The organism is Kosakonia sacchari SP1, from assembly GCF_000300455.3.
GTDB classification, from domain to species: Bacteria; Pseudomonadota; Gammaproteobacteria; order Enterobacterales; family Enterobacteriaceae; genus Kosakonia; species Kosakonia sacchari.
In genome coordinates, this window is the sequence record NZ_CP007215.2 from 4,349,651 (window position 1) to 4,362,734 (window position 13,084).

At 55.8% G+C, this 13,084-nt stretch carries 14 protein-coding genes; 5 read left to right on the forward strand and 9 right to left on the reverse strand.

From position 1 onward, the window contains the following. The first annotated feature begins 104 nt into the window (after positions 1-104). Entirely contained in the window at positions 105-1,292 is a 1,188-nt protein-coding gene (locus C813_RS43575) for an MFS transporter (protein ID WP_017459150.1), read from the forward strand. Here C813_RS43575 and yjfP read toward each other — a convergent pair. Beyond that, positions 1,283-2,032, reverse strand: coding sequence for an esterase (gene yjfP / locus C813_RS43580; RefSeq protein WP_017459151.1), 750 nt, complete (start codon positions 2,030-2,032; stop codon positions 1,283-1,285). The two genes, C813_RS43575 and yjfP, sit on opposite strands and share 10 nt — an antisense overlap. A gap of 187 nt (positions 2,033-2,219) precedes the next feature. On the opposite strand from yjfP, the gene bsmA reads away from it, so the two are divergent. The 3 genes from bsmA (at position 2,220) to C813_RS43595 (ending at position 5,063) form a co-directional block, all read left to right on the forward strand. Beyond that, positions 2,220-2,549 (forward strand): biofilm peroxide resistance protein BsmA, encoded by a 330-nt coding sequence (bsmA, locus tag C813_RS43585; RefSeq protein WP_025263747.1) that lies wholly within the window; start codon positions 2,220-2,222, stop codon positions 2,547-2,549. A 123-nt stretch (positions 2,550-2,672) separates the two neighbouring features. Next, on the forward strand, positions 2,673-2,960 hold the full coding sequence (gene yjfN, locus C813_RS43590) for a DUF1471 family protease activator YjfN (protein ID WP_017459153.1): 288 nt from the start codon (positions 2,673-2,675) through the stop codon (positions 2,958-2,960). Between the two features lie 168 nt (positions 2,961-3,128). Beyond that, entirely contained in the window at positions 3,129-5,063 is a 1,935-nt protein-coding gene (locus tag C813_RS43595; RefSeq protein ID WP_017459154.1) for a methyl-accepting chemotaxis protein, read from the forward strand. Here C813_RS43595 and C813_RS43600 read toward each other — a convergent pair. After that, positions 5,060-6,679 carry an isovaleryl-CoA dehydrogenase gene (locus C813_RS43600; RefSeq protein WP_017459155.1) on the reverse strand — a complete coding sequence of 540 codons (1,620 nt, stop codon included), beginning with the start codon at positions 6,677-6,679 and terminating at the stop codon, positions 5,060-5,062. The two genes, C813_RS43595 and C813_RS43600, sit on opposite strands and share 4 nt — an antisense overlap. Before the next feature lie 193 nt (positions 6,680-6,872). On the opposite strand from C813_RS43600, the gene C813_RS43605 reads away from it, so the two are divergent. Then, positions 6,873-8,162 (forward strand): MFS transporter, encoded by a 1,290-nt coding sequence (locus C813_RS43605; protein WP_017459156.1) that lies wholly within the window; start codon positions 6,873-6,875, stop codon positions 8,160-8,162. 40 nt (positions 8,163-8,202) lie between these two features. Here C813_RS43605 and C813_RS43610 read toward each other — a convergent pair whose 3' ends face one another. From C813_RS43610 to rlmB, 7 genes are all read right to left on the reverse strand, one after another. Continuing rightward, a complete protein-coding gene (locus tag C813_RS43610) occupies positions 8,203-9,366 on the reverse strand; it encodes a glutathionylspermidine synthase family protein (RefSeq protein ID WP_017459157.1) in 1,164 nt (387 codons plus the stop codon). Beyond that, complete coding sequence (locus C813_RS43615) at positions 9,353-9,994, reverse strand: DUF1190 domain-containing protein (RefSeq protein ID WP_025263748.1); 642 nt, start codon at positions 9,992-9,994, stop codon at positions 9,353-9,355. The genes C813_RS43610 and C813_RS43615 overlap by 14 nt, the downstream gene beginning before the upstream one ends. A gap of 9 nt (positions 9,995-10,003) precedes the next feature. Then, complete coding sequence (locus C813_RS43620) at positions 10,004-10,402, reverse strand: DUF350 domain-containing protein (protein WP_017459159.1); 399 nt, start codon at positions 10,400-10,402, stop codon at positions 10,004-10,006. Positions 10,403-10,416: 14 nt separating this feature from the next. Continuing rightward, a complete protein-coding gene (locus C813_RS43625; protein ID WP_025263749.1) occupies positions 10,417-11,076 on the reverse strand; it encodes a DUF2491 family protein in 660 nt (219 codons plus the stop codon). Continuing rightward, positions 11,076-11,774: a PspA/IM30 family protein gene (locus tag C813_RS43630; protein WP_017459161.1), complete on the reverse strand. Its 699-nt coding sequence runs from the start codon at positions 11,772-11,774 to the stop codon at positions 11,076-11,078. The genes C813_RS43625 and C813_RS43630 overlap by 1 nt, the downstream gene beginning before the upstream one ends. Before the next feature lie 20 nt (positions 11,775-11,794). Continuing rightward, positions 11,795-12,196: a YjfI family protein gene (locus C813_RS43635; RefSeq protein ID WP_017459162.1), complete on the reverse strand. Its 402-nt coding sequence runs from the start codon at positions 12,194-12,196 to the stop codon at positions 11,795-11,797. 126 nt (positions 12,197-12,322) lie between these two features. Then, a complete protein-coding gene (gene rlmB, locus C813_RS43640; protein WP_017459163.1) occupies positions 12,323-13,057 on the reverse strand; it encodes a 23S rRNA (guanosine(2251)-2'-O)-methyltransferase RlmB in 735 nt (244 codons plus the stop codon). Positions 13,058-13,084: the final 27 nt, after the last annotated feature.

The following is a 13,084-nucleotide window of genomic DNA, read 5'->3' on the forward strand; positions in this document are numbered from 1 at the left end:
CGCACACCGACGTGAGACTTCTTTTTTTATTCCCCTTATCAAACTCCTTTCCGGCAGGTTTAATAGCGCTCTGGCTGCAGTGATGAAAAGTTGCGAGGAAAGCAATGCTCAAGCGGTTTTCAACGTTAGGTCGCATACCTGCGGGCGTCTGGGTATTAGGCGGCGTCAGTATGTTGATGGATATTTCCTCGGAGATGATCCACAGCTTGTTGCCGTTGTTTATGGCCACGACGCTCGGCACAAGTGTCGTGATTATTGGCCTGATTGAAGGGCTGGCGGAAGCTACCGCGCTGATGGTGAAAGTCTTTTCCGGCATGCTCAGCGACTACATCGGCAAACGCAAAGGGCTGGCGCTGCTGGGTTATGGCATGGGCGCATTAAGCAAGCCGCTGTTTGCGCTGGCCTCGACATCCGGCCTGGTGTTTGGCGCACGCATGATGGACCGGCTTGGCAAAGGCATTCGCGGCGCACCACGCGATGCGCTGGTTGCCGATGTCACCCCGGCTGAAATCCGCGGCGCGGCATTTGGACTGCGCCAGTCGCTGGATACCGTTGGCGCGTTCCTCGGGCCATTGCTGGCGGTCGCATTGATGCTGCTGTGGAATGACAACTTCCAGGCCGTGTTCTGGATCGCGGTGATCCCCGGTGTGCTGGCGGTCGCGCTGTTATTCTTTGGCCTGCACGAGCCGAAAACACCCATCACCCAAAAGCGCACCAATCCCATTCGCCGTGAAAATCTCAAACGGTTAAGCCGTGCTTACTGGTGGGTAGTGGCGCTTGGATTTGTTTTTACCCTCGCCCGCTTTAGCGAAGCATTTTTGGTGCTGCGCGCTCAACAGATGGAGATCCCGCTGGCGACTATCCCGCTGGTAATGGTCGCCATGAACCTGGTCTACTCGGTCACAGCCTATCCGTTTGGCAAACTGTCAGATAGCATCAGCCACAGCCGGTTACTACAGCTGGGTCTGGTGGTGCTGATCCTCGCGGATATGGCGCTGGCGCTCAGCCAGCACTGGAGCACGCTGCTGCTCGGTGTCGCACTGTGGGGCGTGCACATGGGCATGACGCAAGGCTTGCTCGCGACCATGGTTGCCGATACCGCGCCAGCGGAACTGCGCGGCACGGCATTTGGCATGTTCAATTTACTCAGCGGCGTTGCACTGCTGCTGGCAAGCCTCGGTGCCGGGCTTTTGTGGGAAACCCACGGCGCGGCGTCAACCTTCTGGGCGGGGGCCATCATCTGCGTTCTCGCGCTGGTGGTAATGCGCCTTCGCCGAACAGCTCAAAGATAACGGCTAAAAAAGTCCGTTGTCGCACTCAGCGCTTGCGGGGTAATGCGGTGCGTTACCCCGGCTTCCCACTGGTAAGTGAGATGGGTATCCAGCCCCTGTTCCTGCAACGCTTGTTGTAAACGGAAAGATTCCGCCGCTGGCACCACATCATCCTGCTCGCCGTGCCACAGCAGCAGCGGGCGATCGGCAATGTGCGCCAGTTGTGTACTGACATCCCACTGTGAGAGCGGAGCAATAATTGCGTCGAATTCATGCTGCTGTTCCGGCGTGGTTACAGCCAGAGGCGGGAAAAGCGTGCGGGCAAGCGAGGTGAAATAGCCGGAACCCATCAGGCTTGCGACGCAGCGCACTTCCGGGTGATGCGTCATGATGCCCAGCGCAGTCATCCCGCCCATCGACGCACCGCCGACCGCCAGCCGCTGGTTATCAATCAATTCAAGGCGCGCCAGCGTGTCACGCAGCGCGGTGAACTCTTCAATATTGCCCTGTAAGATTTGCCAGAACTGATGCAAGCGCCGCTCAACATCACCGCTAAAGCGCGCACCATGATCCGGAGCGTCTGGCATCACCACGCGAAAGCCGGCTTGCGCCAGCGCCACAGCGAAATAGCTGTAGACCAGCTTTGATGAGGTGAAGCCGTGATAAAACACAATACAAGGCAGCGGTTCGCCGCGTTTTCCCGCCGGGAAGGCATGCAGCGTTTCGGCACCCGCAAATTGTTCAACCTGAAGTTCAATCATTACCCCCTCCTTGTTCTATAGTGCTGGTATGCCACTGGCGACAGGGTGGCGCAAGTCAGATTTCGCATGAGCATCTGACGACGTTGAGAGATAGATTACGCTTTCAAAATACTTTCATTCGAAATTAGTGCTCGGGATAACATTTCGGGAACATTCCCCCAAACGGAAATTCACCAGGAACTACACTATGGCAATCAGGAGAGATGAGAAAACCATGCGTGCTTTACCGTGCTTACTGTTCGCCTTGTTATTAAGCGGCTGCGCAGTGCTGGAAGGTAAGCCGCAATCTGCACCGCCGGTTAGCGACCATCCGCAGGAAATCCGCCGTAATCAAACGCAGGATCTTCGCGAGATTGGCGCCGTTAGCGTAACGGTACTGGGTTCTCCCATGGACGTGGAAGACGCAATCAAAGCCAAAGCCGTGGCCGCCGGCGCCAATTATTACGTCATCATCATGATGGATGACACCATAATTCCCGGTCGTTGGTTCGGACGCGCCCTGCTGTACAGACAGTAGCGAGGCGTTGATTTTCAGGACATTTACATTGCTTTGCGTCCATTGATGTTCTCCTGTGCACAATAGGATTTTTCGAATCCGTTGCGCGAAAGGAAGCCCTGCAAACAATCGGGGTAACGTAAAATGGAGCTGACTATGAAACGATCTCTTGCCTTAAACTCACTGTTGCTTTCTACCGGTTTGCTAAATACAACAGCGCAGCCTGCAGAGTTCGCCAGCGCTGACTGCGTGACGGGATTAAACGAAATCGGTCTTATCTCCGTCAATAATGTCTCAGGGAGCCTACAGGATGTGGAGCGGGTTATCGCGTTAAAAGCAGATGAACAGGGAGCCTCCTGGTATCGCATTGTGCGAATGCAGGAAGATCAACACGTTGACAACTGGCGAGTGCAGGCCATTTTGTACGCCTGAGCCGCTGGAAAAGCCACCTAAATCTGGTGGCTTTTTTATGCCCCTACAATCATTAAGATTATGTTATTGTAAGGATACATCAATGTAACATTTTGTTACATTGACAAACTAAATGTTATCGCAATTGTGCCGTTGAAGGAGCCTCATACACAGAACAACGGACAAATTATGAGCGCCTTTTTTCGTCGCACCGGCCTCGGTGCAAAATTGTCACTTCTGACTGGCGCAAGCGTTGCAACGCTTTTCCTCTTATTCACTTTTCTGATGAGCAATAAAGCCAGCCAACAGCTGGAAACGCTGGCCATGGAAGACCTGCACAGCCAATCCACCGGAGTAGTGGATATGGTGGAAATGTTCAACAGTAGTCTCAGTGATGAGGTGGAGAGCTACACACGCTTGTTCAGCAGTTTTCTGCCGCAGCCGCTCGCGGTTGATCCACAACAGCGCCGCGAGATTAACGGTATCGACGTGCCACTCTTCAAAGGTGGCGATACTGAACTGCATAACAACAATGCTATCCCGGACGATTTCCTCAACCGAACCAGCGCTATCGCGACGCTATTCGTGCGCAGCGGTGACGACTTTGTGCGTGTCGCAACATCGCTACGCAAAGAGAATGGTGATCGCGCCATCGGCACTAAGCTGGATAAAGCCAGCCCGGCTTTTGCGCCGGTAATGAAAGGTGAAGTCTATCGCGGGTTGGCGCAGCTGTTTGGCAAACGCTATATAACCCAATACCAACCGGTGAAAGACGCCAGCGGTAACACCATTGCCATTCTGTTTGTTGGCGTCGATATCTCCCGTTCGTGGGAGGTGATGCGCAATAAGATCCTCGGTCGCAAGCTGGGTGAAAGCGGTCATTTCTTCGTGCTTGATCGCAACCAGGGCAAGAATTACGGCAACTATCTGTTCCACGATACCGACGAAGGCAAACGCCCGCAGTGGGATGAAAAAGATCTGCAAACCTTGCTGACAAACAGTAGCGGTACGCTGGCACGCCAGAGCACAGACGGCCGCACATTGTTGATGTCTTACACCGTGCTGCCCGGCTGGAACTGGACAGTCGTTGGCGAAGTCGACAAAGCCGTACTGCTGCGCGATGTCACCACCATGCGCAACCAATTCCTGCTGGCGGGCGTAGTGGTTTCCCTGCTGTTCGCCGCGCTGTTTGTTGTCATCATTCGCCGCTGGCTCAGCCGTCCGCTGCGTAACGTTATCGAACTCGCCCAGCAGTACTCGGCAGGCGATCTGCGCGCCACTCTGGTGGTGGATCGTCATGATGAAGTCGGTCAGTTGATCGAAGCGATTAACGGTATTGGCGACGGGCTGCACAAGATTGTGTTGCAGGTGCGCGAATCCGCCGCCGAAATTAACCTCGGCACCAACGCGCTGGCCGCCGACAGCGGTGAGATCAGCGAGCAGATTAACAAGCAGGCCAGCAGCGTGGAGGAAACTTCCGCCAGCATGGAGCAGCTTGCCGCCACCGTGCAGCAAAACGCCGCCAACATGGAACAAACGCAAAGCCTGGTGAATGAAACCACCGACGCGGTGCAAAAAGGCGGGAAAACCGTCGATCACTCCGTGGCGACAATGGAAGACATTCGCGCAGCATCGCAGCGCATTGCCGACATTACCCACGTGATTGAATCCATCGCTTTCCAGACCAATATCCTGGCGCTGAACGCCGCGGTAGAAGCCGCGCGCGCGGGCGAACACGGGAAAGGTTTTGCCGTGGTTGCCCAGGAAGTTCGTGCCCTGGCCGCGCGCAGTGCCAACGCGGTGAAAGAGATTGAAGCGCTGATTGGCGACACGCTGAAGAAAGTGGGTGAAGGACATTCCCAGTCAGAGGCCACGCGCGTTGCCATGCAATCGATCATCAGCCACATGGATCAGATCAACCAACTGGTGCATGAAATCAACCATGCCTCCCGCGAGCAATCAGCGGGCATCAACCAGGTTAACCTGGCGATGACGCACATTGGCGACGCCACGCACGTCAACGCCGGGCGCGTTTCGCAAAGTGAGGAAACCGCCCGTACGCTGCGGGAAAAAGGGGCTCACCTGAGCGAGCTGGTAAGCCTGTTCCGCCTGAAGATGGATTAATTTGCTGCCCCCGTGGCGCGTAGCAGCAGGTCATTTTGCACCTGCTCGTCAATTGGCGACGTGCCACGGGTATCCAGCATCATCTGGCACCACGCCTGCGCGATCGGCGGCGATGCGTGGCGCAGCATTTGCGCTCCAGTCCCCAGCCGCCAAAGCAGTTGCGTTATCTCCCTTCCCTGCGCTTCATCCAGTCTGCGTAGCCGCTGTTGTAGCTGTCGCCATGCACGATCAAAATGGCGATCCTGCCCTTTCACCGCCGCAAAATCGTCACTGAGCAAATCCACTATTCCCGGCTGCTTACCCAGCACGCGAAGCACGTCCAGGCACATGACGTTGCCGGAACCTTCCCAGATACTATTGACCGGCATTTCGCGGTACAAGCGCGGTAATTCACTCTCCTCGCAATAGCCGATACCGCCAAGCACTTCCATCGCTTCACCGACAAACGGGATCCCGCCCTTACAAACCGCAAATTTCGCCACCGGGGTAAACAGGCGTGCAAAAAGCGCCTCTTGTTCATTGCGGCGACTGTCCCACGCGCGAGCGAGGCGAAACAGCATGGCGGTTTGCCCCTCCAGTTCCAGCGCCATCCGGCTCAGTACGTGGCGCATCAGCGGCTGATCGACCAGGTTTTTACCAAACGCCTGGCGCCGGTGTGCGTGATAGAGCGCCACTGAAAAGGCGCGGCGCATCAACCCGTGACTTCCCAGCGCGCAATCAAAGCGCGTCAGCCCGCCCATTTTGAGGATCTGCCGCACGCCGTCGCCCTCTTCGCCAAGCAGCCAGCCGCTGGCATCGCAAAACTCCGCTTCGCTACTGGCATTAGAACGGTTGCCGAGTTTCTCTTTCAGACGCTCAAGCCGCACGCCGTTACGTTGGCCGTCAGGCAGAAAGCGCGGTACAAAAAAGCAGGAGAGCCCGCCTTTGGCCTGTGCCAGCACCAGATGCGCATCACTTTGCGGTACGGAAAAGAACCATTTATGTCCCACCAGCCGGTATTCATCCCCGCTTTTTTCCGCTCGGGTGGTGTTGCTCAGTACATCCGTTCCGCCCTGTTTTTCGGTCATTCCCATCCCAATCAGCAGGCCGCGTTTCTGGTTGCCTGGCGCTAAATGGGGATCGTAGCGGTCGCTCAACAACGGTTTTAACCAGTCGTGAAAAGGCATCGGTAATGCCTGTCGCAGCAGCGGCGTTGCGGCGAAGGTCATGGTGATGGGGCACAACGTGCCGGATTCGACCTGGGCGTGAAGCACAAACCGCGCCGCCCGCGCGACAAAAGAACCGACGCGCACCTCCTCTTCCCAGGCCAGGTTATGCACCCGGTTGGCGCACAGCCCCTGCATCAACAGATGCCACGCTGGGTGAAAACGGACATCATCCAGCCGCTCGCCGGTAGTGTCATAACGCAGCAGCTCCGGGGGGTTGGCGTTGGCTAATCTTCCCAGCTCCAGCGATTCCGCCGCGCCCAATTGTTGGCCAATGCTGGCGAGCAGCTCGGCGTCCCACGCCGCGCCTTCGCGTATCACCGCCTCGCACAACGGGCGATCGGAAAGAAAAAGGTTGCTGTTTTTTAACGGAATGGGTTGGTTAAAAACGGTATGTGTCTGCCAGTGCATCGTGTCTCCCTCCTTCAATGGCAATGAAGATAAGTATGGACAGCCCGCGCTAACACTGCATGGGAGTAGGCTCACAAGGCCGCGATTTGGCGGTAATCATTCGTGAAACGGCTCACACAATATAAGAATAATATATTTCATGAATGCGATTACTGATGAATAATTTATTCTCACCTTGCCAAAGAGAATCCTGATGCCAGCTTCCCAACACGCTCCGAATGCGCACAAGCGCGCGTTAATTGCCGGCTCGATCGGTAACTTTATCGAGTGGTACGAATTCGCGGTCTACGGCTTTCTCGCCACCGTGATTGCGAAAAATTTCTTTCAGCTCGCGGGCGAAACCGGGCTCACCAGTCTGATCCTGACTTACGCCTCCTTTGCCGTCGCCTTTTTCTTTCGCCCCCTGGGCGCAATGGTATTCGGGCGTATCGGTGACCGGATTGGCCGCAAGCCGACGCTGATTATCGTGTTGGTGATGATGACGCTCGCCACCGCCGCGATTGGTCTGGTCCCGGTGTATGCCAGCATTGGCATCGCCGCGCCCCTCATCATTACCGGCTTGCGCATTTTGCAGGGGCTGTTTGCCGGGGGGGAATACGGTGGCGCGGTATCGCTAATGACGGAGTTCGCGCCGCGCGGCAAGCGCGGGCTGTATGGCGCATGGCAATCTTTTACCGTGGCGCTGGGGCTGCTGGCGGGAGCCGGTATTGTGGCGCTGCTTTCCGTGTTGCTGTCGCCAGAAGCATTGCATGACTGGGGCTGGCGCATCCCCTTCTTCCTTGCGCTGCCGATGGGCGTTGTCGCGCTGTGGTTGCGGGTGAGCATGGAGGAAACGCCAAGTTTTGTGCAACAGCAGGCGCACCCCGTTGCCGAACGCGCCCGGCTTAGCGACACATTCAAAGCCATCATCGTGGGGATTGGCCGGGTGATGGTGTGGTCCGCCGCGGGTTATACCTACCTTGTGATCATGCCCGCGTATTTACAGTCGGCGCTGCATACCGGTTTTAATCAGGCGCTACTGATTGCGGTGATATCCAATATTGGCTTTGCGTTGACGATCATTCCCTCCGGTATACTGAGCGATCGTATCGGGCGCCGCACAGTGATGGTAATGGCCACCGCGCTGTTATTGATCCTCGCGTTGCCACTGCTGAAAATCCTGCAGGCGGAAACAAGCACGCTGGCGATAAAAGCCGTGGTGGTGCTGGTAGCGGGCGGTCTGGTCGGTATGCTGGCAGGACCTGGCCCGGCGATGCTGGCAGAGATGTTTCCAACCCGCGTGCGTTATACCGGGCTGGGTTTGGCGTATTCGCTGTCGAACGCGCTGTTCTCCGGCTGCGCGGGGTTAATCATCACCGGGCTTATCAAAGAGACGGGGAATGTCGACATCCCGGCCTATTACGTGATGGCAACGGCACTGGTCAGCATTGTGGCGCTAATGACGCTCAAAAAAGATGACCATTTGCGCTCGCTTGAGGAATAACGTTCTTTGCCCGGCGGCGTTGCGCTTGCCGGGCGGTGAATTACCCGGCGATATAATGCGGCACAAACCGCGAGGTATCTTTGGTAATTAAGGTGCAATCTTCGCGGATGCCCATGCCAACAGCTTCATCGTCTACCACCCAACTGCCAATCAGCGTGTAGCTGTCGCCAAAGCGCGGCAGCGGCTGAAAAGCCTGGTAGATCATCGGTTCTTCACCGTAGTCACCCTCTTCATGGTCAATCACGTTGTGCGTCCCGTCGAAGAGGGTGACATTGCCGCCTTCGCGGGAAAACAGCGGCTTGCGCACGTAGCTGGCACCCGCCGCGATTTGCGGTTTTTCTCCGTCAAACCAGGCGGGCAGCAGGTTCGGATGATGGGGGAAGAAACGCCACAGCAGCGGCAGTAGCCCCTTATTGCTGAGCACGCTTTTCCACAACGGTTCCAGCCACTGCTCGCGGCGTTTACACAACAACGGGCCGTTTTCGTCGCGCATCATCCATTCAAGCGGGTAGAGCTTAAACGCCTGGCGAATGACGTTATCATCCAGATCCGTCAATACACCGCCCAGCCCCAGCCCAACGTCTTCGATATAAATAAACCGCGTATCGAGTCCGGCCTGGCGGGCGCAATCCTCAAGATAGAGCACCGTGCCGCGATCTTCCTCGGTTCCTTTGCAGCAGCAAAAGTAGAGCGGGTGACGGCTCTGGATCTCGGCGAAACGGGCAATCAACTTGTCCTGAATGGCGTTGTACTGATCGGCGTCGCGTGGGAGCGTACCGTTACGCCGCGCATCCTCCATCCACAGCCACTGGAAATAGGCCGATTCGTACAGCGAGGTCGGCGTATCGGCGTTGTATTCGAGTAATTTCACCGGGTCTTTGCCGCACCAGACAAAATCCATTCGCCCGTAGAGCGACGGATCGCGGTTGCGCCAGCTTTCGGCAATCGCGTCCCAGTACAACGGCGGGATTGCCAGCTGGCGAAGGATCGCCTCGTCCGCCACGGCGCGATCCACCACCTCAAGGCACATTTGATGCAGTTCAGCGGTCGGCTTTTCGATCTGCTCTTCTATCTGGCGCAGCGTAAAGCGGTAAGCGCGACTCTCATCCCAGTAAATTTCGTTATCAATGATATGGAAGTCGAAACCGTGGTCGCGGGCGATCCGCTCAAGGTCCGGGCGCACAGCAACATCATGACGCAGCATCGTTAGCCCCCCAGCTTCCGCGCGCGCTCGACGAGCGCCCAAAACCGCCACGTGATGAAGTGGTCGCCTTTTTGGTGGTGTAACCGTAATGGCTGCTCGCGCTGCTACTTCCGCCGGAGCGCCAGCTGTAATCTCCGTCGCGGTTGCGCCACACCGGGCGGGAAGCGTAAGAACTGCCGCCGCTGCTGTAGCTGTATTGCTCATCCCGGTCTTTACGCAAGGCTTTGCTGAGCAGAAAACCGCTGAGCACCGGCATCCAGCGTTGGCCAATATTGTCGTAGTAGCAATTATCGTATTGCTGCACGCAGTACGGCTGCGACATATTGCGCGGGATCTCTTGCTCAAAGTTCATGCGCGCGTTATTCCACGCATCGTTACATACCTGCGCAGGATTGCCGTCGTCAACGCAATCCTGCTGCGAGGTGTAATAAACCCCGTCACCGTCGTTATCGTCTTTATGATCGTTACAGCCTTTTAAAGCAAAAAAGGCCGCACCGCCCATAATCGCCAGAGTCAGGTATTGCCCGCTTTTACGCTCTTTCGGCTGGGTGAAAATGGGCCGCTGGGCGCGGCTCTGCGCAGGCGAAAGAATAGGATTTCTTTGCCGATTTGATCGCTTTCTGGCCATGATGTTCCATTACCACGTCATGCAGGCAGCATTAAAAATCCCGCCCGCCAGTGCCGCCGCACCCATAAATAACCCGGCGGCAGTATTGCTGTTAATTATCTTGTCACTCAGTTTCGGCATATATAGACGCACACCGCCGTAAACAAGTAACTGCACCACCAGCGCTATAACGCCCCAGATTAAATAATCCGGAATACTCACTGAATTAATGGCCGCGCTGGAGAGCGGAATAATATAGCCCAGCAGCGAACCACTAAATGCTAACGATGCGGCGAGGTTATTCTCTTTAATTAATCGCCATTCATCGTGCGGGGTAATGCGCGTATAAACGAAGAGAAAACAGAGCACCATTGCAATGCCAATAAAAAAATACGAGCAAAACGCCAGTAGCGATCCGAGAATATGCATGTCTACTCCCATAATTAACCAATGACCTTTAATGATGTCAGCGGAATATCCACGCCCAGCGCACGCGAGTAGATCCACTCCGGTTGGTTTTGTGCATTAAAGGTTTCTTCGCCGTTTAACAGCAAATATTCGAACACGTCAGCGGTGACTTCGCGCTGGTACGCCATCATAAAGTTGTGTACTTCCCAGCTTGCGCCAGCGTGGTTGTTGACGGTTTCCAGCGTATAGACCGGTTCGATATCGCCCCGCTCTTCCGCGTTAAACACGCGCTGCCACTGACAATCTCGCCAGCGTAACGCGGGCTTACCCATTGCTTTTGCGCTCAGCATATCGCGCCAGGCTGTTTCGCCAGAAACGCCCGCACTCTCTTCATACACAAACAGTTTGATGTCATCGATGTTGTGCGTTTCCAGACCGCCGGAAGTGCTGATTTGCAGGAACTCATCGCCCGTTGTGTAGTAGCGATGAATCATGCATCCGGCGCCGAGATCGAACGACCCGCACGCGCCAATGGTGTACTCTTCGCCGGGAAGCTGAACCAGCAAATCGTCTTCGCACAGGCGAAACAGCAGCGTATCAATGGTGAAACCCGCATGCAGATGCAACCCAAGCGGACCTCTTACCGGGGCCGCCGCATCAGCCCGCCCCAGCAGGTTTTTCAGAAAAGAGAGCATCACGATTTTTGTTGCTGTTGCAGACGCGCCAGCACATCCTGCGCTGAGGTTTTATCGCTGCCGCCAATACCGGCTTGCGCCAGTTTTTCGTCGAGATCGCGCCCGTCCGCCACTTTCTCAAGCTGTGTTGCCGCATCAAGCCGGGCCTGGCGTTCAGCCTGACGCGCCTGCAGGCGTTTCAGGGACTCCGCCGCCGTCGCCACATTGTTGGACGCGCCCACGGTAGACGTGGTGACAGCCTGTTGCGCGCGCTGCATCGCATCGGTGGCTTTAATCACTTCCAGTTGCTGCTCAAACTGCTCAATACGCTGTGCCGTGGCGGTGACCGCTTTTTCAACGGCATCGCGCGAGGTTTCAAGGTTCGCCAGCACTTGTTCTTCCGCCGCAATGGTATTTTCCAGACGGGCAATTTCGCTGGCGACTTCATTGAGCAAATCGGCATCCACGTTTTTCGCCATCGCTTCCAGCGCACGGGCTTCAAGACTGGCTTTGCGCTCGCGCAAATCGTTGAGTTTATCGTTGCTCAACTTAACGCGTGCCAGCAGGTCGACGCGGGATTTCCCCGCTTTATCCAGCTCAGCGCGCGCGTCGCGGATATGCTGCTCCAGCATGCGCACACCCTGTGTCTCTTCAATCGACTCTTCCGCCTGAGCAATAAAGGATTTACCCAGCGTAAACAGGCTTTTTAAAATTCCCATACAACCACTCCCTGACAATGTTATTGGGTAAAATCATCGGTTAGTTCAGCAAGATCCAGCGCATTTTGCGCAAGCGTGGAGATTTCGAGCAGGATATCGTCGAGCGAGGAGTTAAGTGACAGCGCGCCGAAGGCGACATAATACTCTTCCCCGCCGACAGGCGAGATGCCAACAGACGATAAAGGTAAAAGTTTTTGATTGCGCAGCAAGAAGGCGTTAAAAGTGTCCTGTTGTTTAATTTCACTTAAAGGACAAATATAGGTTTCAATAATTATCTGCCGGGAAGTGAGCAACAGGTTTAATTGCAAATCGCCGTAGTCATCCAGCTTAATAATTAACGCATCGGCTTCGTGTTGGATATTTAACGTAAGCGCTGATGAGTGCAATAATGCCGCGCTAAGTGTCTCTACAGTCCATGCCATCATTTATACCCTGATTATTCCATCGCAATAAAAGTAAAAAGAGAAAATATCTGCCGGCAAATTCTACCAGTCTTCAGAGCAAAAAAAACCACCCGAATAAGGGTGGTTTTACTGAACGTTGCAAGCTTAAAGCGCGCGCTGGCGCACCGCTTCAAACAGGCAGATACCGGTGGCAACCGAGACGTTAAGCGACGACACGCTGCCCGCCATCGGGATGCTGATCAGCTCATCACAGTGCTCACGCGTCAGACGGCGCATACCTTCACCTTCCGCGCCCATTACCAGCGCCATGCGCCCGGTCATTTTGCTCTGGAACAGAGTGTGATCGGCTTCGCCCGCTGTGCCGACAATCCAGATATTCTCTTCCTGCAACAGGCGCATGGTGCGCGCCAGGTTGGTCACGCGGATCAACGGTACGTTCTCTGCCGCGCCGCAGGCGACTTTTTTTGCCGTGGCGTTAAGTTGCGCGGATTTGTCCTTCGGCACGATCACCGCATGCACGCCCGCCGCGTCTGCGCTACGCAAACACGCGCCCAGGTTGTGCGGATCGGTAACGCCATCCAGGATCAAGAAGAAGGGTTGATCGAGGCTGGCTATCAGATCCGGCAGATCGTTTTCCTGGTACTGACGCCCCGGTTTCACGCGTGCAATGATCCCCTGGTGCACCGCGCCTTCGCTTTTTTCATCCAGATACTGGCGGTTCGCCACCTGGATCACCACGCCCTGCGCTTCCAGCGCGTGGATCAGCGGCAGCAGACGTTTGTCCTCGCGGCCTTTCAGAATAAACACTTCCTGAAAACGCTCCGGGGCGCGCTCCAGCAGGGCCTGCACCGCATGGATGCCGTAAATCATTTCACTCATTGATGGTACTCATTTGGGGCGGTTTCG

Bases quoted from the DNA above. Each gene is read 5' to 3' on its own strand.
- C813_RS43575 (WP_017459150.1), top strand. From the start codon at position 105: ATGCTCAAGCGGTTTTCAACGTTAGGTCGCATACCTGCGGGCGTCTGG.
- yjfP (WP_017459151.1), bottom strand. From the start codon at position 2,032: ATGATTGAACTTCAGGTTGAACAATTTGCGGGTGCCGAAACGCTGCAT.
- bsmA (WP_025263747.1), top strand. From the start codon at position 2,220: ATGGCAATCAGGAGAGATGAGAAAACCATGCGTGCTTTACCGTGCTTA.
- yjfN (WP_017459153.1), top strand. From the start codon at position 2,673: ATGGAGCTGACTATGAAACGATCTCTTGCCTTAAACTCACTGTTGCTT.
- C813_RS43595 (WP_017459154.1), top strand. From the start codon at position 3,129: ATGAGCGCCTTTTTTCGTCGCACCGGCCTCGGTGCAAAATTGTCACTT.
- C813_RS43600 (WP_017459155.1), bottom strand. From the start codon at position 6,679: ATGCACTGGCAGACACATACCGTTTTTAACCAACCCATTCCGTTAAAA.
- C813_RS43605 (WP_017459156.1), top strand. From the start codon at position 6,873: ATGCCAGCTTCCCAACACGCTCCGAATGCGCACAAGCGCGCGTTAATT.
- C813_RS43610 (WP_017459157.1), bottom strand. From the start codon at position 9,366: ATGCTGCGTCATGATGTTGCTGTGCGCCCGGACCTTGAGCGGATCGCC.
- C813_RS43615 (WP_025263748.1), bottom strand. From the start codon at position 9,994: ATGGCCAGAAAGCGATCAAATCGGCAAAGAAATCCTATTCTTTCGCCT.
- C813_RS43620 (WP_017459159.1), bottom strand. From the start codon at position 10,402: ATGCATATTCTCGGATCGCTACTGGCGTTTTGCTCGTATTTTTTTATT.
- C813_RS43625 (WP_025263749.1), bottom strand. From the start codon at position 11,076: ATGCTCTCTTTTCTGAAAAACCTGCTGGGGCGGGCTGATGCGGCGGCC.
- C813_RS43630 (WP_017459161.1), bottom strand. From the start codon at position 11,774: ATGGGAATTTTAAAAAGCCTGTTTACGCTGGGTAAATCCTTTATTGCT.
- C813_RS43635 (WP_017459162.1), bottom strand. From the start codon at position 12,196: ATGGCATGGACTGTAGAGACACTTAGCGCGGCATTATTGCACTCATCA.
- rlmB (WP_017459163.1), bottom strand. From the start codon at position 13,057: ATGAGTGAAATGATTTACGGCATCCATGCGGTGCAGGCCCTGCTGGAG.